Here is a 20,105-nt window from a genome sequence, read left to right as displayed (position 1 = left end):
AAAGAGGGCTCTCCAACCGCGTCCGATTGCCGGGTCCTGCTTGTCGTCGTGGTGGTGCACACTTGCCCCCAAGTTCGGTGTTCAACGGGGAGGCGGGGCATGTTGACGGGGATCGAGGAGGTCGACTGGACTTCCATGAGGCATGCCTACGGGCCGGCCGACGACGTGCCGGGCATGCTCCGGGGGCTGGCGTCCGACGACGCGGCCGAGCGCGAGATCGCGCTGGACGGCATGTACGGGGCCGTGCACCACCAGGGTGATGTGTACGACTGCACGCTGGCCTGCATTCCGTTCCTGCTGGAGCTGGTGGTGGATCCGCAGGTCCAGGACCGGGGCGGCATCGTGGAGTTGCTCACCAGCATCGGCGGGATCGACCTGGCGGACGACGACGAGCTGGACGGACTCGACCCGGAGGACGAGGAGTTCGAGGACGCGGCGAACTACGCGATGGCGGCGGCCGCGGTCGCCGCGGGCGCCGACGCGTTCATCGAGCTGCTCGGCGATCCGGACCAGGAGGTGCGGCTGGCCGCGCCGTGTGCGCTGGCGTCGCTGCACGGGGAGCCCGCGCGCGTCCTCGATCTGCTGCGCGAGCGGCTCACCGTCGAGCGCGACACGCCCGTCCGGCTCGCTCTGGTGCAGGCCGTGGGCCGGATCGCGCTACGCCACGCCTCGCTGCGCGAGGAGACCGTCGACTGGCTCGGCTGGCTCTCCGGCGCGGCGCAGTCGCCGGGGCTGCGGCTCGCGGCCCTGGCCCAGCTGGCCCGTTGCGCCCCGGCCCGGCTGCCGACCGACATCGTGGCGCGGGTGACCGGCCTCCTGGAGGAGGTACGGAACGAGCCACCGGCGAACCCGCTCGCGGAGGGGTCCGTGACGCGTTCCGCCACGCTCGTGGGGCAGCTGCGGGAGCGCCGAGAGGAGCAGTCCGCCGGCCGCGGGACGCCGTGGACCGACGAGCTGCTGCGGACCCTGCACTCGGCGCTCGGCGACCGGGTCGAGGACCGGATCGCGCTGGTCACCGCCCAGCTGCGCAGCCCCGACTGGCAGGAGCGGGCGGACGCGGTGTGGATGTGCAACGGTCTGGTGCACGGCTGGCGGGGCGCGTACGCCGAGGTGGTGCGGCTGGTCGGCGAGCAGCTGTCGGACCCCGAGCCCCGGCTGCGGGAGGCGGCCGCCAGCTGGCTGGAGGGCCTGTTCGAGCTGGCCAGGCCGGCCGCGGACGCGCTGGCGGCGCGGGTGGCGCTGGAGCCGACGCCCTGGCTTCAGGAGCGTCTGGACGGGCGGATCGCGCTCGGCCGCGCGCTGCTCGCGCTGGCCCGCTGCGGTGACGCGCGCGCGGTCCCGGTGCTCGGCGAGGCGCTGGAGCGCGGCGACATCCCGGATCAGCTGACGTACACGATCAGCCAACTGGGGGCGGCGGCCGCGCCGCTCGGGCCGGTGCTGCGGCAGCGGTTGGCGGAGGTGGAGCTGGACGACCAGCTGTACGACCGTGCGGCGCCTCTGCTGCTGGGCCTGGCGACGGTCGGGGCGACGGAGGCGCTGCCGGAGGTGCTGCGGGTGGTGCGCGGGGCGCCGCCGTACCGCCGGGACTGGGTGCTCGAATCGGCGCTGCGCGCCCTGACCGCGTTCGGGCCCGCGGCCCGTGAGGCGGTCGGGGATCTGCGGCGGCTGCTTGGCAGCGAGTCGGCGACGGTCGCCACGGCCGCCGCGCGGGCCCTGTGGGCGGTCGAGCGGGACGCGAGGGCGGTCCTGCCGACGCTGGACACCTGGCTGCGGGCGCGTAACCCCGGGGAGCGGCGCTCGGCGGCCCGGGCGCTGGGGGCGATCGGCCCGGCGGCCGCGCCGGCCGCACCGGCGCTGCGGGGCTGCCTGACGGACCTCGATCTGTGGCTGCGGGTGGAGAGCGCGGCGGCGCTGTGGCGGGTGACCGGCGAGGCCGGTGAGGCCCTGCCGGTGCTCCTGGCGGCCTGGCGGGACAACCGCTACGCGCGCGTGGCGATCGCCGAGTGCCTGGCGGAGATGGGTCCGGCGGCCCTTGAGGCGGAGCCGGTGCTCCGGGCGGAGCTGGCCCGGCCGTGCCGGCACAACGTGGTGGAGGGCGGCTCGGGCAGCCATGACATCCCGCAGGACGAGAAGCTGCTCGCGCTCTGCCGTACGGCGCTGGAGAAGATCGAGAACGTGGCGGTCGGCGAAGCGGAAACGCACGGATGATCATCTTCGGCACCAAGGTGTACGTGTACCAGCTCGCGATGCTGACGCTGGTCTGCGCACGGTGCGGCAATCCGGCCGCGCACGCGCTCAGGAAGCGGGTCACGAAGTTCACGCTGTTCTTCGTGCCGCTGTTCCCGTTCTCGACGACGTACGCGACGCAGTGCGCGTTCTGCGGGTACGAGGAGCGGCTCGCGGCGGCGCAGGGCCGGGCGCTCCAGGAGCGGGCGGCCCACGGGGCGCGGTGAGGCCGGGCTCCTGGCGCCGTACCGCCTCGTGACAGAACCCGGACAGAACCCGTGCGAGGTGGTGACAGCTTCGCGCGCTCGCGTACGGGGCACTGTTACGGAGCCGCAATGGAGGCGGCCTAGCGTCGGAGGCGTCATCGAAGCATCTGACGTACCAAGGACCACCCCGTGAGCAGTTACGCCCGTCTTCGCGCCGCCGCCCTGACCGCCGCCGTCGTCGGAGCGCTGGCGGTCCCGGCCACCGCCGCCTTCGCCGCGCCCCCGTCCCCGTCCCTCTCCCCCGCCGCCGGGTCGGCGGCGGAGGGTTTCTCCACCGCGCGGGACCACTCGACGCTGCTGGTGGCGGGCGGATCCGTGGCCGCCGTCGGCGCGGCCGGCATCGGCTTCGCGACGCTGCGCCGCGGCCGCTCCGAGTCCTGACCCACCAGCCCCGGCCGCCCGGTTCACCGGTCGCGGGGGCGGCCGCGGGGCCGGTCGGCGGGGCTGGTACACAGTGGTGCCGGGCGCGCGCCACGACTCCGCCCGGCCGGGCGGACGGCCTGGTGGCCACGTTCCGTGTCCGCACGGTTTATCAACTGGACAAAGAGAACTTACCTCCGCATAAGGTTTACGGGGCGGCCGACCGCCCGGAGCTCCGGCTCCCGAGAGACCCGAGAGACACCCAAGGAGCACCTTGCGCCCCTCCGGCCGCCCGATATGCCTCGCACTGCTGCCGGTCACGGCTGCGCTGCTGCTCTTCGGGCTGCTCACGGGCTGCGACAACGCCGGCGGGCTGCAGAGTGCCGGACCGACCCCGACGGCGGTCGGGCCGGTGCGGCTGTGGCCGGATCTGCCTCCGGCGACGGATCCTCCCCTCGACTACGGCGAGAGCGACACCGAGCGCGTGCCGGGGATCAAGGCGCCGGGGAACGACGTGCACGCCGTCGACCCGGTGGCGGTGGTGCGGGCCGAGGTGAACGCGCACCCCGACACGTACAGCGGCACCGACGGCGTCTATGAGGAAACGGTCAAGCAGCTCGGTGAGTGCGAGCGGAAACCGCGGGCCTGCCCGGTGCTCAAGCCGTACTACCGCGATCTCACCGGCAACGGCCGTGACGAGCTGATCGTCGGCATCCGCATGCCGGACCAGCAGGTGGGTGTGCGGGTCTACCTCGCCGAGAACGGCGGGCTCACCCGGATCATGTCCACGGTCGACCAGGTGATCAGCGTGGAGCTGGCCGGGCGGGATCTGATCCTGCGGGTCGGTTCGGCGGGCATCCCCGGCTACGAGTACCGCACCAACTGGTCCTGGGACGACCAGCAGCGGACCATGCTGCCGACCCGGGACGAGATCATCCGGATCAAGCCGAACCCGCCCGGCACCTCCCGCGCCCCCGAGCCCGCGGAGCCGGAGCCGGATCCCAGCCCCGCTCCGGAGAAGAGCCCGGCCGCGAAGGCGGGCCGCTCATGAGCCCTCGCAGCCGCCGGCGCCGCGCCGGCCGCCGGGTGCTGCGGCTGCTGCCCGCCTGGACGGCGACGCTGACCTGGAAGGCCGCGGTCTTCATCACCGTGATGTGCTGCGCCCTCGCGGCGCTGCTCGGCGCCCTCGTGCATGTGTCGGTGACCCGGCAGACCGTCGACACCGCCCGGGACAAGGCGCTCAACCGGCTGGAGGAGGTCACCCGCTCCTACGAGTCGGGGGAGCCGCTGCCGCGGTTCGCGGGCGTGGACCCCGAAGGGCTCCCGGCCGAGCTGCGTGAGCTGGCGGTGCGCGGGCGGCGCGGCACGGTCGTCGCCGACCACGAGGGCCACCCCACGATGTGGGCTGCGGGCCCGGCCGACGGGCGGGCGCTGGCCGTACGGGTCGACTACTCGCTGAGCGCCCGGACGATCACCGGCCTCGACCGGTCGATCCTGGGCTCGTCGGTGCTCGCCATCGGGGCGACGCTGCTGGTGGGCGCGTTCGCCGTGACCCGGGTGACCCGGCGGCTGCACCTGACCGCGACGGTGGCCCGCCGGATCAGCGCGGGCGACCTCGACGCGCGCGTCAACGACCCGCGGACGAAGGACCCTTCGCTGCCCCAGGACGAGGTGGCCACGGTCTCCGGCGCGCTGGACACCATGGCCTCCTCGCTCCAGCGCAAGCTGCAGAGCGAGCAGCGTTTCACCGCCGACGTGGCGCACGAGCTGCGCACCCCGCTGACCGGCCTGTCGGCGGCGGCGGAGCTGCTGCCCGTCGGCCGGCCCGCCGAGCTCGTCCAGGACCGGGTGCGGGCGATGCGCGCGCTCACCGAGGACCTATTGGAGATCTCCCGGCTTGACGCCCGCAACGAGAAGGTGGACCTGGCCGTGCACGCGCTGGGGCCGCTGGTGGAGCGGGTGGTGCGGTATTCCGGCACACCGACCGGGCTCACGGTCGTACGGGAGGCGACCGTCGAGACCGACAAGCGGCGGCTGGAACGGGTGCTGGGCAACCTCATCGCCAACGCGCACAAGCACGGCGCCGCGCCCGTGGAGGTGACCGTGGACGGCCCGGTGGTGCGGGTCCGCGACCACGGGCCGGGCTATCCGGCGTACCTGCTGGAGAGCGGCCCGCAGCGGTTCCGCACGGAGAGCGGCAGCAAGGGACACGGTCTGGGGCTGACCATCGCGGTGGGCCAGACGTCCGTGATCGGCGCGGAGCTGGTCTTCGCCAACGCGCCCGACGGCGGGGCCGAGGCGCGGCTGACGCTGCCGGAGTACGTGCGGTTCGCCGCGCCCGACGAGGACGGCCCACCGGACGACCCGTCACCCTCCTCCGCCCACAACAGCGGCACACCGTCACATAAAGGGACATAAGGCTTACCGCTTGCTACGTTGCGGACCATGACCGCATCGACGGCGGGCGCTCCCCCACCCGCACCGCGCCCGACCAACCGGCGCGGGGTGGAACTCTCCCTCCTCGTCTGCGCCGTGCTCATCTCGGTCTTCGGCTACGCCGCCGTCGGCCTCGCCCGCAGCGACGCCGTCCCGCCCGACGTGGCCGGATACGGCGCCGGTCTCGGCATGCTCGCGCTCGTCGCGCACCTCGCGGTGCGGCTGCGGGCGCCGTACGCGGATCCGCTGCTGCTGCCGATCGCGGTCCTCCTCAACGGCCTGGGGCTCGTACTGATCTACCGGCTCGACCTGGAGACGCCCCGGGACGAGGCCGCGCCCACCCAGCTGATCTGGTCGACGCTGGGGGTGGCGCTGTTCATCGCGGTCGTCCTGGCGCTGCGCGACCACCGGGTGCTCCAGCGGTACGCGTACCTCTCCATGGTCACCGCGCTCGTGCTGATGATCGTGCCGATCTTCTTCCCGGCGGTGAACGGGGCCAAGATCTGGATCCGGATCGGCGGATTCTCCTTCCAGCCCGGGGAGTTCGCCAAGATCCTGCTCGCCGTCTTCTTCGCCGCGTACCTCGCCGCCAGCCACAACGCCCTCGCGTACACCGGCCGCAAGGTCTGGCGGCTCCAGCTGCCCACCGGCCGGGTCCTCGGCCCGATCGTCACAATCTGGCTGCTGAGCGTCGTGGTGCTGGTCCTCGAACGGGACCTCGGCACCTCGCTGCTCTTCTTCGGACTGTTCGTGATCATGCTGTACGTGGCGACCGGGCGCACCGGCTGGATCGCCGTCGGGCTGCTGCTCGCCGCCGTCGGCGCGTTCGCCGTCGGCTCCCTCGAACCCCATGTGCACAGCCGGGTCGAGGACTGGCTCGACCCGTACGCCTCGATCGAGGCCGGGCAGGGCCCGGGCCAGCTCGCCCAGTCGCTGTTCGCGTTCGCCGCCGGCGGGATGCTCGGCACCGGCCTCGGGCTCGGGCACTCCATTCTGATCGGCTTCGCCGCCAAATCGGACTTCATCCTGGCCACCGCGGGTGAGGAGCTCGGCCTTGTCGGGCTCACCGCGCTGTTCCTGCTGTACGCACTGCTGGTGGCCCGCGGCTACCGCGCCGGCCTGTCGCTGCGCGATCCCTTCGGCCGGCTCCTCGCCATCGGGCTCGCCTCGATCCTGGCGCTCCAGGTCTTCGTGATCGCGGGCGGGGTGACGGGCCTGATCCCGCTGACCGGGATGGCCATGCCGTTCCTCGCCCAGGGAGGTTCGTCCGTGGTCACCAACTGGGTCATCATCGCGCTGCTGATCCGGGTCAGCGACTTCGCCCGCGCGCCCGTGCCCGATGCCGTGGAGACCGGTGTCATCGCCGCCGCCGTGGAGGCCGAGCGGTGATCCGCTACATCCGGCGGGCCGCGGCGCTCTGCCTGCTGCTCCTGGTCGCGCTGCTGGTCAACGCCGCCCGGATCCAGCTGTTCCAGGCCGAGGCGCTGGACAGCAATCCGGCCAACCGCCGTCAGGCGATCGTCCGTTACGAGCAGCCGCGCGGGGAGATCGTCGTCGACGGCAGACCGGTCACCGGCTCCCGGGACAGCGCCGAACAGCTGCGCTACGAGCGCACCTACAAGGACGGCCCGCTGTACGCCCCCGTCACCGGCTACGCCTCCCAGACGTACGGCACGACGCTGGTCGAGAACGCCGAGGACGACGTCCTCTCCGGCACCGACCCGCTGCTCGCGCCGTTCCCGTTCTGGTCCGACCTCAGCCGTGGGCGGCGGCCCGGCGGGGACGCGGTCACCACCATCAGGGCGCCGATGCAGAAGGCCGCCTACCGCGGACTCGCCGGCAGGCGCGGGGCAGTGGCCGCGATCGAACCGTCCAGCGGCAAGATCCTGGCGCTGGTCAGCAGCCCGTCGTACGACCCGGGGGTGCTCTCCGGCACCGGCGCCCCGGTCGCCGACGCCTGGGCGCGGCTGAACGCGGCGCCGGAGCAGCCGATGCTGAACCGCGCGATCCGCCAGACGTATCCGCCCGGCTCCAGCTTCAAGATCGTGACGGCGGCGGCGGCGCTGGACGCCGGGGTGGTCACCGACATCGACGCGCCGACCGGCGCGCCCGACCCGTATCTGCTGCCGGGCACCACGCGCGTGCTGCCCAACGAAGTGCCGGGCTGCGGCAACGCCTCGCTGTCGTACGCGATCCGCTGGTCGTGCAACAGCGTGATGGCGCATCTCGGGGTGCGGGTGGGGCTGCCGGGGATGGTGGAGGCGGTGGGGCGGTTCGGCTTCAACGACACCGGGCTGCGGATCCCGTCCGGGGTGGCGAAGTCCAACTTCGACACGCGAATGAGCGACGACCAGCTGGCACTCTCCGCCATCGGCCAGTTCGACACGGCCGCGACACCGCTCCAGATGGCGATGGTCGCGGCGGCCGTCGCCAACAACGGGGAGATCGCGCAGCCGCACCTGGTGGAGCGGACCACGACCGCGGGCGGGCTGACGGTACGCCGTTGGGGGCGGCGTACGTACCGTCAGGCGATGCAGCCGTCCACGGCCGGGCGGCTCCAGCGGATGATGGTCGAGGCGGTGAAGGACGGCACGGGGGCGAACGCGGCGATCCCGGGCGCGCGGGTCGGCGGCAAGACCGGCACCGCACAGCACGGGCTCGGCAACACCGGCACCCCGTACGCCTGGTTCATCGCCTGGGCGCAGGCGGAGGGCCAGGCGCAGCCGGCGGTGGCGGTGGCCGTCGTCGTGGAGGACGCGTCCGCGAACCGGGCGGACATCAGCGGCGGCGGCAGCGCGGCGCCGATCGCACGCGAGGTGATGGAGGAGGCGCTGCGGCTGCCGAGGTGAGTGCCGCCCGTCGCCTGCCGGAGGCGGTGCACGGCGAGTTGGGCCAGGCCCTCGTGGATGCCTCCGAAGCTGTCGGAGACCGCACGACGTCGGCGTCGATGGGCACGCTCGTCGCCTGTGCGGGCACATGCCCCGGCAGGCGCCGCCGAAGCCGTCGGCGGGACGACGTTAGCGTCGGCGTCGACGCGCCCGCTCGCCGGCCTTCGGCGACCGATGGGCCCCGCGACGTCGAGCGCCCGTCGGCGAGGTGTCGCCCCGCCCCACCGGCACCGCGGCCGGAGGCCTACCGCCGATGGGCGCCCCGCGGCGTCGGGGCGCCCATCGGCGAGGCGTCGTCCGCGCCGCCCGGTGGGCCCGTCAGCCGATCGGGGTGCGCATCTCGTCGCGGACCTTGGCCGTCTGGTCGGCGAGCTTGGCCAGGTCGACCTCCTTGGGGTTCTGCCGGGCGATCTCGGGGGTGATGATCGCGACGAAGGAGGCGGTGTTGTCGTCGCCCCAGGCGCACATGGGGAAGGTGCTCTCCATGCCGCCGTCCTTGGTGCGGGCGACCTGGCAGGTGACCGTGGTGTCGGAGCCGGCGGGCTTGAAGTCCTTGGGCCGGACGACGACGGTGGTGCCCTTGTCGGTGACGGCACCCTTGAGGATCTGCTTGCGGGTGTTCTCCGGGTCCTTGAGACGGCCGTGGAAGCCGGAGACGACGAGCACGGATTCGGAGGCGCCCTGGTACTGGGCGATGGCGGCCTTCGCGTCGCGCACGCTCGGGTCGTACGTGTCCTCGACCTCCTTGCCCTCGGTCTTGGAGACGTCGCTGAGGAGCTTGTACTCGCCGTCGAGGAGCGTCTTCTGCACGGTGAGGCTGTACTTGGCCTCGGGGAAGGGCCTGGAGGCGCCGGAGGCGGCGTCGAGCAGGGCGTAGACGCCGTAGCCGAGCCCGCCGAGCAGCACCAGGGCCCCGGCCACGATGCCGACGACGAGCCCGGTCCGCTTCTTCTTCGGCGGCGGCCCCATCGGCGGCCCGCCCCAGCCGCCCTGGCCCGGGTACTGCTGCGGGAACGGCTGCGGCTGCATGCCCTGCGGCGGGCCGTACGGACCGGGAGCGGGCGCGGGCTGCGGGTAGCCCTGGGGCTGCGGGTGGTACGGCGGCTGCGGCGGCGTGGTCATCCCCGCAACCTACGGCACGACCCGCGCGCCGCCACGTGACCCCCTCACTACGTCGTGGCGCCCTCCTCGATGGTCCTGCGCACCTCCGCGACCCGAGCGTCCTCCTCTGCGGCGAACCGCTCGCGGTCGAGGCGTTCGGCGATCTCCTCATCCTCCTTCATCAGCAGGTCGAGGTTGGAGTCGCCGAGGTCGAAGACGCCCATGTCCAGATAGGCCTTCTGGAGGCGCTCGCCCCACAGGCCGATGTCCTTGACGCACGGCACGATCCGGCTGAACAGCAGCTTGCGGAAGAGAGCGAGGAACTCGGACTGCTCGGCGTACTGCTCGGCCTCCTTCCTCGGGATGCCGAAGTTCTCGAGCACCTCGACGCCGCGCAGCCGGTCGCGCATCAGATAGCAGCCCTCGATGACGAACTCCTCGCGTTCACGCAGCTCGGCGTCGGTGAGCTGGCGGTAGTAGTCGCGCAGCGCCATCCGGCCGAAGGCCACGTGGCGGGCCTCGTCCTGCATCACGTAGGCGAGGATCTGCTTGGGCAGCGGCTTGTCCGTGGTGTCCCGGATCATTCCGAAGGCGGCCAGCGCGAGGCCTTCGATCAGGACCTGCATGCCGAGGTAGGGCATGTCCCAGCGGGAGTCGCGCAGGGTGTCGCCGAGCAGCCCCTGGAGATTGTCGTTGATCGGGTAGAGCATCCCTATCTTGTCGCGCAGGAAGCGGCCGTAGATCTCGGCGTGCCGCGCCTCGTCCATGGTCTGGGTCGCGGAGTAGAACTTGGCGTCGAGGTCGGGCACGGACTCGACGATGCGGGCGGCGCACACCATCGCGCCCTGCTCGCCGTGGAGGAACTGGCTGAACTGCCAGGAGGCGTAGTGCCGGCGCAGGTCGCCCTTGTCCTGGTCGGTCATCTTGGCCCAGTGGCGGGTGCCGTGGAGCGTGAGGGACTCGTCGGGCGCGCCGAGCGGGTCGTACGGATCGACCTCCAGGTCCCAGTCGATACGGGTGGCGCCGTCCCACTGCTTGTCCTTGCCCTTCTGATAGAGGGCGAGGAGACGGTCCCTGCCGTCGTCGTACTCCCAGCTGAAGCGGGCCGCGCCGGCGGCGGGCACCTGCCAGACGGGGGCTCCCGGGTCGTTCGTGTAAAGGTCGTACGTCGACACTGACGGCTCCTTCGGGTCACGGACTTCCGCGCGCGGATGGGGACTTGGCGGGCTCTTGGCAGGCTCACACGTTGGTAGACAAGGGGTCAACAAGTCGCGCGAAAGGGATTGACGGGCTTACTGACACGCAGTCTCATAAGACGCGAACCCCGAGTAACCCCAAGGACGAGGTGGACTCCGCCATGACGACCGTGACCGAACGCGACCTGACCGTCCTGCGTGACGCGCTCGGCCCGCTGCGGGACCGCGAGCAGGTCGCCGAGCGACTGCTCGAGTCCTCCGCCAAGCACTCCTTCGACCCCGACAAGGAGCTCGACTGGGACGCCCCCCTGGAGGAGGGCAAGTGGTTCTGGCCACCGGAGCTGGTCTCCCTCTACGACACACCGCTGTGGAAGAAGATGTCCGAGGACCAGCGCCTGGACCTCGCGCGCCACGAGGCCGCGTCGCTGGCCTCCCTCGGCATCTGGTTCGAGATCATCCTGATGCAGCTGCTGGTCCGGCACATCTACGACAAGTCCGTCACCAGCAACCACGTCCGCTACGCCCTCACGGAAATAGCCGACGAATGCCGCCATTCGATGATGTTCGCCCGGATGATCCAGAAGGGTGGCGCGCCGACCTACCCCGTCCCCCGGCTGTACCACAACCTCGCGCGCGTCCTGAAGACCGTCTCCACCACCCCCGGCTCGTTCGCGGCCACCCTCCTCGGCGAGGAGATCCTCGACTGGATGCAGCGGCTGACCTTCCCGGACGAGCGCGTCCAGACCCTGGTGCGCGGCGTAACCCGGATCCATGTGGTCGAGGAGGCCCGCCATGTGCGCTACGCCCGCGAGGAGTTGCGCCGCCAGATGGTGACCGCGCCGCGCTGGGAGCAGGAGTTCACCCGGATCAGCTGCGGCGAGGCCGCCCGGGTCTTCTCCACCTGCTTCGTCAATCCGAAGGTGTACGAGAACGTCGGCCTGGACCGCCGTGAGGCCGTCGCGCAGGTGAAGGCGAGCGGCCACCGCCGCGAGGTCATGCAGTCGGGGGCGCGGCGGCTGACGGACTTCCTCGACGACATCGGCGTCCTGCGCGGCGTCGGCCGCTCGCTGTGGAAGTCCTCCGGACTCCTCGCCTGAGCGGGGGCCCCCGGGGCTACGCTGCGTGCATGACCAGTCCCGCCACGCCGCCCGCGTACCGCCGGCTCAGCGTCGAGGAGAGGCGCAGGCAACTCCTGGGCGCCGCCCTGTCGCTCTTCGCGCACCGGGCGCCCGAGGAGGTGTCGCTGGACGACGTCGCCGAGGCGGCCGGGGTCTCCCGGCCGCTCGTCTACCGCTACTTCCCCGGCGGGAAGCAGCAGTTGTACGAGGCGGCGCTGCGCTCGGCCGCCGACGAGCTGGAGCTGTGCTTCACCGAGCCGCCGGAAGGGCCGCCGACCGAGCGGCTGACCCGGGTCCTCGACCGGTACCTCCACTTCGTCGACCAGCACGACGCCGGGTTCAGCGCGCTGCTGCGCGGCGGCAGCGTCGCCGAGACGTCCCGGACGACCGCCATCGTCGACGAGGTACGTCGGGCGGCGGCCGAACAGATCCTGATCCACCTCGGCGCAGGCCGGCCGGGGCCGAGGCTGCGGATGATGGTCCGCACGTGGATCGCGGCGGTCGAGGCGGCCTCGCTGATCTGGCTGGACGAGGAGAAGCAGCCGTCCGCCACCGAGCTGCGGGACTGGCTCGTCGACCATCTGATCGCGCTTCTCACGGCCACATCGGCGACCGACGAGGAGACGGCGACGGCGGTGAAACTGCTGCTGGCGCAGGAGACGGCGCACGGCCCGGTGGGCACGCTGGCCCGGCGGGTGATCCCCGTCGTGGGCGAGGCCGCCCACCTCATATGACACTGGTGCCGTGAGAAGCGAGAAGACGCCGTTCTACGGCGGGCCCCTGGACGGGCGCGTGCTGGCCGTCCTCGTCGGGCCGACCGGACACCCGCCCAAGTGGTACGAGGTGCCCGTACCGGCCGCCGAAGGTGGTCCCCCGACCGTGTACACCTACCGCCGCGAGCCGGCCGGCCACACCAGGCGGCTCGGCCTGCAGACCGGCTGGAAGTACGAGTACGCGCCCGAGGGCCGCGAGCGCCGCACCCTCAAGTGGCCCTGGTCGAAGCCGAACGGCGCCCCATAAGATCGACCCTCGTGTCATCAGGGGGGAGGCCCGTCGTGGAGCCGCTGCAGCAGGACGATCCGCGCCAGGTCGGTCCGTACGTCGTACGGACCCGGCTGCGTCAGACGGCTGCGGCCGTGCGGTACCTCGGCCGCGACGAGGCCGGGGCGCCTGTGGTGGTGACCGTGCCCCGCCCCGAGCTGGCCGCGCTGCCCGCCTTCCGGCGCCGCTTCCGCACCGAGACCCGGACGGCGGAGCGGCTCGCGGGCGGCTGGGTGTGCCCGCCGCTCGCCACCGGCGAGGGCGACGAGCTGTGGACCGTCGACGCGTATGTGCCCGGTGTGACGCTCGCCGAGGCGATCTCCCTGGCCGGTCCGCTGCCCGAGAAGGCGGTCCGGATACTGGGCGCCGGTCTTGCCGAGACCCTCTCCCGGGTCCACGCCACCGGGGCGGTCCTGCACGGCCTGACCCCCGAGACGGTGGAACTGGCCACGGACGGCCCCCGCCTGACGGCGTACGGAGCGCTGGGCGCGGCCGCGTCCGCGCAGGCCGGCCCGGGCCGCCAGCTGTCCGTACGGCTCGGCTACCTGACCCCCGAACAGATCGCGGGCAAGGAACCGGGCCCGGCGTCGGACCTGTTCGTGCTGGGCCTGCTGCTGACGTATGCGGCGACGGGGACGACACCGCTCGGCGACAGCGCGGAGATCGCCCACAAGGACCCCGAACTGACCGCCGTCCCGGAGGCCTTGCGCCCCCTGGTCGCCGACTGCCTCTCCAAGGACCCCTCGGCCCGCCCCTCGGCGGGCTCGGCAGCCGCCACCCTCGCCCTGGAGGGCGCGGCCGCCCTGGCCCGTGACGGCTGGCTGCCCCAGCCCCTCCTGGACGCCCTCGCGGCGCGGGAGGCGGAGGTGGGGCGGATGGTGTCGGGGGACGACGTGGTGACGGCGGAGGCGGCGCGGGCCGCCGCGTCCGGCGACGCCTTGGCCGTCGGCACGGACGTGACGGACTCGGGGGCCGTCGGCGCGGACGCGGGGCCGGTCGGTGCGGACGTCGCGGACCATCACCGAACGGGAGCGCGGGCCCAGGCCCAGACGGACCAGCAGACCACCGGCACGGACGCCGCGGACGACCCCGGAACGGGAGCGCAGGCGGTCCCCGCGCCCGGCTCGCCCGCCGGGGAGGACCCCGTCACGACGCGGTTCGGCACCGGAGCGCAGGCCCCGGCGGCAGCAGCCGTGGCGCCGGCGGCGTCCGGCGACGCCTTGGGCGTCGGCGCGCCCGCAGCCGCCTCGGCCCCTGGCCCGCTCGCCGCGACCGAAGGCATGCCGCCCGCCGCGACTGACGGCGTGGCGCCCGTCGCTGCTCTGCCCCCTGCGGCGCCCGTCGCCGCCTCGGCCCCTGGCCCGCTCGCCGCGACCGAAGGCATGCCGCCCGTCGCTGCTCTGCCGCCCGCGGCGCCTGCCGCTGCCTTGGCCGCCGGGGCACCCGCCGCGCCCGTTGCCGCCCTGCCGCCCGGGCCCCCCACCCCCGACACAGCCACCACCCAGCTCGCGGCCCTGCCACGCGCCCAGGCGGGCGACCGGGTCACGACGCAACTCGCCGTGCCCGGGCAGCGGGCCCCGCTGCCCGCGGCCGTCGTGCCGCCGAGCGTGCCACCGGCGGCCGGCCCCACCCCTCCCTCAGCGCCCAAGCGCGGCCAGGGGCTCGATCGGCGGGCGCTGCTCATCGGGGCCGGGGGCGGGCTGCTCATCGGGGCCGGGGGCGGGCTCGCGCTGAGCGCGGGTGGGGACGAGAGCCCCGCGCCCCCGGCCAAGCCGGCCGCGCCCAAGCCGCGGCCCCCGGTGGCCGGCGTGCCGCCCGTCGCGGCGTGGAGGTACGAGCACTCGGCCGCCGCGGCCGCCGTCGTCGACCGGCACCGGCTGCTGCTGACCTCCGCCGCCGGGACCACCGCCGTCGACCTGGCCTCAGGCCGGCGGATCTGGGAGCAGCCCGGCGCGGCGTCGGCGCGGCGGGCGCTGCCCACGGCCGACGGGCCGGTGTTCGTGGCCGGCGCGAGCGAGTTCCTGTGGCTCTCCCCCAGCAGCGGCAAGATCGAGCACCGCGCCCCGCACCAGGGCCTGACCGGGGTCGTCGGACAGGACGGCCCGGTCGTCTGGTGCACCGCTCCGGCCGCGCTGTTCGCCTACGACGTCGTCCGCCGCAAGGAGTTGTGGCGCACGCCCGCCCCGGGGACGTACGAACTGGTCGCGATCCGACCGGCCCAGCTCGTCGTGCGGCAGAACGCCGCCACCCTCACCGCCGCCCAGGCAAAGGCCCAGAAGGGCCGCGCCGTCTTCTACGGCTACGACCGGGCGACCGGGAAGCTGCTGTGGAAGCGGCAGTTCGGCGCGGTCGCCCTGACCGCGCCGGTGACCGGCGACGCGGAGGGGCGGGTGTACGCGGCCCTGCCGGGCGCGGTGTTCGGGTACGCCTCCGGCACCGGCGCCCAGGTCTGGAAGCGGCCGGCCGGTCCGGCGCTCGCCTTCGGCCGGCCGGTGCGGCACGGCTCGGCGCTGTACGTCGCCCAGCGCTCCCAGTCGGTGTTCGCGCTCGACGCGGCCGGCGGGGCCGTGCGCTGGCAGCGGGCCACCGAGGCGCCGGCCGGACCGGCCACCGCGGCGAGTCCGGAAATCGTGGTCGGTGCGAGCGGCCGTACGGTGCTGGCGGCGGACGCCACCCAGGTCACGGCTTTCGGCGCGGAGGACGGGCGGCGGCTGTGGAAGTTCCAGGACGCCGGTGCCCAGGCGCCGGGGCAGCCTGAGCCGCCCGCGGAGCCGTACCGCGTGCTGGCCGCCGGAGGGTCGGTGGTCGTGGGCCGCGGCCGGGCGTACTACTCGCTCCCCCTGGACTGATGCGGCCGCTAGGGGCCGAGGATCCCGGACGGCTCGGGCCGTACACCCTGCTCGGGGTGGTCGGCGCGGGCGGCATGGGCACGGTCTATCTCGGGCGGGACGGCCGCACACCGGTGGCGGTGAAGACGCTCCTGCCGGACCTGGCGCACGAGCCGCAGCTGCTGGCCCGGTTCCGCCGCGAGATCCGGGCCGCGTCCGCCGTCACCCATCCGTACGTCGCGGGGGTGCTGGGCTCGGACCTGGCGGCCCGGCCGCCGTGGTTCGCGACCGAGTTCGTGGTGGGGCCGACGCTCGGCGAGTGCGTGGAGGGGCGCGGGCCGCTGCCGGAGGAAGGGGTGGCGGCGCTCGGCGGGGCGCTGGCCCGGGCGCTGGACGCGCTGCACACGGCGGGGATCGTGCACCGCGACCTCAAGCCCGGGCCGGACTCGCCTACCTGGCCTGCGACGACACCCGGACCTGGCTGTACGTCCTCAACCTGCGGACGCGGAAGAAGGAGTGGGCGTACGAGGTGGGCCGGCAGGCAACCCCGGCTCGGCGTCCTTCTCCGCCGACAAGGAACGGCTCTATCTGCAGGCGCGCGGGCGGATCGTGGCACTCCCCCTCGACGGGTGACCCGATTGGCACGATCGGCCCACCCGGGAGGTGACCGGGCGGGGGCCTCCGCATCATCGCCGTGAGGTGATGACATGTCAGGAAGGGTGCTGCGCGCGGTCTGTACGGCGGCCCTCGTCTCGGCGACGACCGTGACCACGGTGCTGGGCGCTCCGGCGGCGGCGCTGCCGGTGGAGCCGACACCGCCCCCGGTGGCGGAGGAGACGGAGGAGGTCCAGGAGGACGTCCAGGAGACGGAGGACGTTCAGGAGACGGCGGAGGAGGTCCCGGAGGACGACGAGCCGGAAGAGGTTCCGGAGGACGACGCGGCCGCCCTCGGGCCCGAGGATCCCGGCGACGACTCCGTCGGCGCGCTCCTCGTCCGCCTGCGCAGCCTCTGCCAGCAGGCGGAGGCCGCCACCGAGAGGTACAACGCCACCGCCTCCGAGCTCGCCCGGCAGACTGCCGCGACCAAGGCCCTCAACCTCAAGCTGGCCCGCACCCGCGGCGCGCTCTCCCGCAGCCGGGACGACGTGGGCCGGCTCGCCAGGGCGCAGTACCAGGGCGCCGGGGAGTTCTCGTCGTACGTACGCTTCCTGCTCTCCCCCGACCCCGGTGTCGCCCTCGACCGGCGCCGGCTGATCGACCGGGCGGCGCGGGAGCGGGCTGCGGCCGTCGCACGGCTGGAGGACGGGGAGCGGCGGGCGCACTCGCTGGCCGTCGCCGCCCGCCGCGCGCTGGACCGGCAGCAGACGCTGGCCGCCCGGCAGAAGGAGGAGCGGGACGCGGTCCATGAGCGGCTGAGGGAGGTGGAGGAGCTCCTCGCGGCGCTGTCGCCCGACCAGCTGGCCGCGCTGGACGCACGGGAGCAGACGGTCACGGCGGGCGCCCAGAGCGCGCTGATGGACTCGGGCGTCCTGGACGTGACACGGACGCCCACCGAGGCGGGCGCGCAGGCCCTGCGCTACGCGGTCGGGCAGATCGGCAAACCGTACGTGTGGGGCGCCGAGGGGCCCGAGGCCTTCGACTGCTCGGGGCTGACCTCGCAGGCCTGGGCGGACGCGGGCCTGGCGGTGCCCCGCACCAGCCAGGAGCAGTGGCGCACGCTGCCGCGGGTGGAGCTGTCCGACCTGCGGCCGGGCGATCTGGTGGTCTACTTCCCGGGCGCCACGCATGTGGCGCTCTATCTGGGCGAGGGGCTCGTGGTGCACGCCCCGCGCCCGGGCGGCCTGGTGAAGGTCTCCCCGATCGCGGCGAACCCACTGCTCGGCGCCGTCCGCCCGGACCCGGCGGGCACCCCGCTCCCCTCGTTCACGCCGCCGCCGCTCCCCGAGGGGGCGACGGACGGCGCGGACGAGGGGTTCGCTCAGGACCGGCCGGAGCCGGCGGCCTCGGCGAGGTAGGCGGCCGTCTTCTCCGGGTCGAAGAAGAAGTTCTCGAAGTCGGCCGGGTCGTCGAAGCCGTTGGCGAACCGGTCGGCGACGGGCTGGAGCGTGCCGGCCGCGCCGATCAGGCCGAGGACGTGCTCCGGCGGGACGCCGAGCATGGCGTTGGTCCACTTGGTGACGTGCTGGGCGGTGTTCCAGTAGCGGTCGAAGGTGGCCCGCATCCACGTCTCGTCGAACGGCTTGTCGCCGTGCTCGACGATGGAGGCGAGGTAGGCGGCGGCGCACTTGGACGCGGAGTTGGAGCCCTGGCCCGTGATCGGGTCGTTGGCGACGACGACGTCGGCGACACCGAGGACCAGGCCGCCGCCGGGGAGCCGGCCGATCGGGTTGCGGACGGTCGGGGCGTAGCGGCCGGCGAGGGTGCCGTTGGCGTCGGTCAGTTCGGCCTTGGTGGCGCGGGCGTACTCCCAGGGCGTGAACTTCTCCATCAGCTCCAGCGTGAGCGCCAGGTGCTCGGAGGGGTCCTTGACGCCCTGGAAGACGTCGAGGGGCCCGCCGGGGATGCCCTCCCAGAAGAGGATGTCGGCGCGGCCGGAGGTCGTCAGGGTCGGCATGACGAAGAGCTCGCCGACGCCGGGGACGAGGTTGCAGCGGACCGCGTCGAAGTCCGGGTGCTCGGGGCGGGGGCCGAGGCCGTGGACGTAGGAGACGGCCAGGGCGCGCTGCGGTTCGGCGTACGGGGAGCGGGCGGCGTCGCGGCCGAACATGGAGACGAGCTCGCCCTTGCCGGCGGAGACCAGCACCAGGTCGTACGTACGGGAGAAGTAGTCGAGGTCGCCGACGGCGGCGCCGTGGATGACGAGCTGGCCGCCGCGCTGGGCGAAGGTCTCCATCCAGCCGGCCATCTTCACACGCTGGTCGACGGACTGGGCGTAGCCGTCGAGTCTGCCGACCCAGTCGATGACCCTCTGGGATTCCGGGCCGGCGACGGAGACGCCGAGGCCCTCGATCCGAGGGGCCTGGGACTCCCAGAAGTTGATGCCGAGGTCGCGCTCGTGCTGGAGGGCGGTGTGGAACATGCACTGCGTGGACATCACCCGGCCGGTGCGGATCTCGTCCGCCGTGCGGTTGGACATGAGGGTGACCTCGTAGCCCTGGGACTGGAGGCCGAGGGCGAGCTGAAGACCGGACTGGCCGGCCCCCACGATGAGTATCTTCCGCATGGCGGAGTCTCCTACGGTTTATTCGGGGGTGACGTCGAGGGCGTGGGCGACCATCGCAAGCAGGGATTCGATGACCGAGACCCGGTTGCGCGCGTCCATGATCAGCACCGGGACGTGCGGGGGCACCGTCAGCGCCTCCCGGACGTCCTCGGCCTCGAACAGCTCGGTGCCCTCGAAGTGGTTGACGGCGACGATGTACGGCAGTCCGCAGCTCTCGAAGTAGTCGAGCGCGGGGAAGCAGTCGGTCAGCCGTCGGGTGTCGGCGAGCACGACGGCGCCGATCGCGCCGCGCACGAGGTCGTCCCACATGAACCAGAAGCGCTTCTGGCCGGGGGTGCCGAAGAGGTAGAGCACCAGGTCGTCGTCGAGCGTGATCCGCCCGAAGTCCATGGCGACGGTGGTGGTGAGCTTGTCGGGCGTGGCGGCGAGGTCGTCGGTGTCCTCGCTGGCGCGGGTCATCAGCGCCTCGGTCCGGAGCGGGGTGATCTCGGAGACGGACCCGACGAAGGTCGTCTTGCCGACCCCGAAACCGCCCGCGACGACGATCTTGGTGGCGATCGGGGCGCGGGTGTGGTCGAGCTGCCAGTCCCGAAGTCCCTCGTCGGCGGCGAGTCGCGGGGCGGGCGCCGCCGGTCCCGGCCGGGCGACGATCCCGGGGGCCTCGGCGGCCCCTGGGAGGTCAGAGACGACGGAGTCCATTCAGCACCCTTTCGAGCAAGGCGCGGTCGGGCTGGCCGATGCCGTGCCCGGTCCCGTACACGCGGATCTTTCCTTGGTCGGCCAGGTCGCTGAGCAGCACCCGGACGACCCCCAGCGGTATCCGCAGCAGCGCCGAGATCTCGGCGACGGTCCGCATGCGGCGGCAGAGTTCGACGATGGCCCGCATCTCCGGCATGACGCGGGAGACGATCCCGTTCGCCAGCTCCCGGCGCTCCTCGGAGGCCTCCAGCGCGGCGACGAAGGTCTCCACGAGCAGGACGTGGCCGAAGCGGGTGCGGCCGCCGGTGAGGGAGTACGGGCGGACCCGGGCGGGGCGCTTGCCCTCGCCGCGGACGGGGAGCCTGCGCAGGGGTTCGGCGGCGGACGTCATCGGGTGCTCTCCAACGATTTGCGCAGCTCGCTGCGGAGTTCGGGGGTGAGGACGTGTCCGGCGCGGCCGACGAAGAGTGCCATGTGGTAGGCGACGACACTCATGTCGCAGTCGGGGGTGGCGTGCACGCCGAGCAGCGAGCCGTCGCTGATCGACATGACGAGGACGCTGCTCTCCTCCATGGCGACCATGGTCTGCTTGACCGTGCCGCCGTCCATGAGGCGGGCGGCGCCGACGGTGAGGCTGCTGATGCCCGACACGATGGTGGCGAGGTCGGCGCTGGAGCCCCGGGGGCCGTGGGGGCGGGCGGCGGTGGGGGCGGGGGGCGGGGC

The 20,105-nt window shown here is 73.5% G+C and carries 18 protein-coding genes and 1 pseudogene; 13 read left to right on the top strand and 6 right to left on the bottom strand.

Features of this window, described 5'->3' with window-relative positions; translation table 11 throughout:
* Positions 1-99 precede the first annotated feature (99 nt).
* The 7 genes from IEZ01_RS14025 (at position 100) to IEZ01_RS13995 (ending at position 8,137) form a co-directional block, all read left to right on the top strand.
* Complete coding sequence (locus tag IEZ01_RS14025; RefSeq protein ID WP_019889443.1) at positions 100-2,208, top strand: HEAT repeat domain-containing protein; 2,109 nt, start codon at positions 100-102, stop codon at positions 2,206-2,208.
* Positions 2,205-2,453 carry a zinc-ribbon domain-containing protein gene (locus IEZ01_RS14020; RefSeq protein WP_019889441.1) on the top strand — a complete coding sequence of 83 codons (249 nt, stop codon included), beginning with the start codon at positions 2,205-2,207 and terminating at the stop codon, positions 2,451-2,453. Before IEZ01_RS14025 ends, IEZ01_RS14020 begins: the two co-directional genes overlap by 4 nt.
* A gap of 168 nt (positions 2,454-2,621) precedes the next feature.
* Entirely contained in the window at positions 2,622-2,873 is a 252-nt protein-coding gene (locus IEZ01_RS14015) for a hypothetical protein (RefSeq protein ID WP_189201932.1), read from the top strand.
* Positions 2,874-3,126: 253 nt separating this feature from the next.
* Positions 3,127-3,903 carry an NADH-quinone oxidoreductase subunit E gene (locus tag IEZ01_RS14010; RefSeq protein ID WP_019889439.1) on the top strand — a complete coding sequence of 259 codons (777 nt, stop codon included), beginning with the start codon at positions 3,127-3,129 and terminating at the stop codon, positions 3,901-3,903.
* Complete coding sequence (locus IEZ01_RS14005; RefSeq protein WP_052185688.1) at positions 3,900-5,270, top strand: ATP-binding protein; 1,371 nt, start codon at positions 3,900-3,902, stop codon at positions 5,268-5,270. Before IEZ01_RS14010 ends, IEZ01_RS14005 begins: the two co-directional genes overlap by 4 nt.
* Before the next feature lie 27 nt (positions 5,271-5,297).
* Positions 5,298-6,677, top strand: a complete 1,380-nt coding sequence (locus IEZ01_RS14000; RefSeq protein WP_189201930.1) for an FtsW/RodA/SpoVE family cell cycle protein — start codon at positions 5,298-5,300, stop codon at positions 6,675-6,677.
* Positions 6,674-8,137 (top strand): penicillin-binding transpeptidase domain-containing protein, encoded by a 1,464-nt coding sequence (locus tag IEZ01_RS13995; protein WP_189201928.1) that lies wholly within the window; start codon positions 6,674-6,676, stop codon positions 8,135-8,137. The genes IEZ01_RS14000 and IEZ01_RS13995 overlap by 4 nt, the downstream gene beginning before the upstream one ends.
* 357 nt (positions 8,138-8,494) lie before the next feature.
* Here IEZ01_RS13995 and IEZ01_RS13990 read toward each other — a convergent pair whose 3' ends face one another.
* Together IEZ01_RS13990 and IEZ01_RS13985 are read right to left on the bottom strand one after the other, a co-directional pair.
* Positions 8,495-9,298 carry a hypothetical protein gene (locus IEZ01_RS13990; RefSeq protein WP_189201925.1) on the bottom strand — a complete coding sequence of 268 codons (804 nt, stop codon included), beginning with the start codon at positions 9,296-9,298 and terminating at the stop codon, positions 8,495-8,497.
* Between the two features lie 47 nt (positions 9,299-9,345).
* Entirely contained in the window at positions 9,346-10,452 is a 1,107-nt protein-coding gene (locus tag IEZ01_RS13985) for a ferritin-like domain-containing protein (protein ID WP_019889434.1), read from the bottom strand.
* A 182-nt stretch (positions 10,453-10,634) separates the two neighbouring features.
* Between IEZ01_RS13985 and IEZ01_RS13980 the strand changes: the two genes are divergently transcribed.
* From IEZ01_RS13980 to IEZ01_RS13955, 6 genes and pseudogenes are all read left to right on the top strand, one after another.
* Positions 10,635-11,570 (top strand): AurF N-oxygenase family protein, encoded by a 936-nt coding sequence (locus tag IEZ01_RS13980; RefSeq protein WP_028797977.1) that lies wholly within the window; start codon positions 10,635-10,637, stop codon positions 11,568-11,570.
* A gap of 29 nt (positions 11,571-11,599) precedes the next feature.
* Positions 11,600-12,325: a TetR/AcrR family transcriptional regulator gene (locus tag IEZ01_RS13975; RefSeq protein ID WP_019889431.1), complete on the top strand. Its 726-nt coding sequence runs from the start codon at positions 11,600-11,602 to the stop codon at positions 12,323-12,325.
* Between the two features lie 10 nt (positions 12,326-12,335).
* A complete protein-coding gene (locus IEZ01_RS13970; RefSeq protein WP_019889430.1) occupies positions 12,336-12,611 on the top strand; it encodes a DUF8847 domain-containing protein in 276 nt (91 codons plus the stop codon).
* Between the two features lie 35 nt (positions 12,612-12,646).
* The gene (locus tag IEZ01_RS13965; protein WP_189201923.1) at positions 12,647-15,481 is read left to right on the top strand and encodes an outer membrane protein assembly factor BamB family protein; all 2,835 of its coding nucleotides are present in this window, start codon (positions 12,647-12,649) and stop codon (positions 15,479-15,481) included.
* Positions 15,481-15,837: pseudogene (locus tag IEZ01_RS34900) on the top strand (protein kinase family protein); the annotation flags it as partial. The gene IEZ01_RS13965 and the pseudogene IEZ01_RS34900, both read left to right, overlap by 1 nt.
* Before the next feature lie 330 nt (positions 15,838-16,167).
* Complete coding sequence (locus tag IEZ01_RS13955) at positions 16,168-17,475, top strand: C40 family peptidase (RefSeq protein WP_189201921.1); 1,308 nt, start codon at positions 16,168-16,170, stop codon at positions 17,473-17,475.
* Here the strand turns inward: IEZ01_RS13955 and IEZ01_RS13950 are convergent.
* From IEZ01_RS13950 to IEZ01_RS13935, 4 genes are all read right to left on the bottom strand, one after another.
* Positions 17,439-18,683, bottom strand: coding sequence for a styrene monooxygenase/indole monooxygenase family protein (locus IEZ01_RS13950; RefSeq protein ID WP_189201919.1), 1,245 nt, complete (start codon positions 18,681-18,683; stop codon positions 17,439-17,441). The two genes, IEZ01_RS13955 and IEZ01_RS13950, sit on opposite strands and share 37 nt — an antisense overlap.
* Positions 18,684-18,701: 18 nt before the next feature.
* Positions 18,702-19,382 carry a GTP-binding protein gene (locus tag IEZ01_RS13945; protein ID WP_019889424.1) on the bottom strand — a complete coding sequence of 227 codons (681 nt, stop codon included), beginning with the start codon at positions 19,380-19,382 and terminating at the stop codon, positions 18,702-18,704.
* Positions 19,363-19,773: a DUF742 domain-containing protein gene (locus IEZ01_RS13940; RefSeq protein WP_019889423.1), complete on the bottom strand. Its 411-nt coding sequence runs from the start codon at positions 19,771-19,773 to the stop codon at positions 19,363-19,365. Before IEZ01_RS13940 ends, IEZ01_RS13945 begins: the two co-directional genes overlap by 20 nt.
* Positions 19,770-20,105, bottom strand: a 336-nt coding sequence (locus IEZ01_RS13935; protein WP_229832940.1) for a roadblock/LC7 domain-containing protein, incomplete at its 5' end; no start/stop codon positions are given. The genes IEZ01_RS13940 and IEZ01_RS13935, both read right to left, overlap by 4 nt.

The organism is Streptomyces purpureus, assembly GCF_014648195.1.
Classification (GTDB): domain Bacteria; phylum Actinomycetota; class Actinomycetes; order Streptomycetales; family Streptomycetaceae; genus Streptomyces; species Streptomyces purpureus.
Note: the sequence above shows the minus strand (reverse complement) of the source record. Positions and strands in the feature narration are given on the sequence as shown.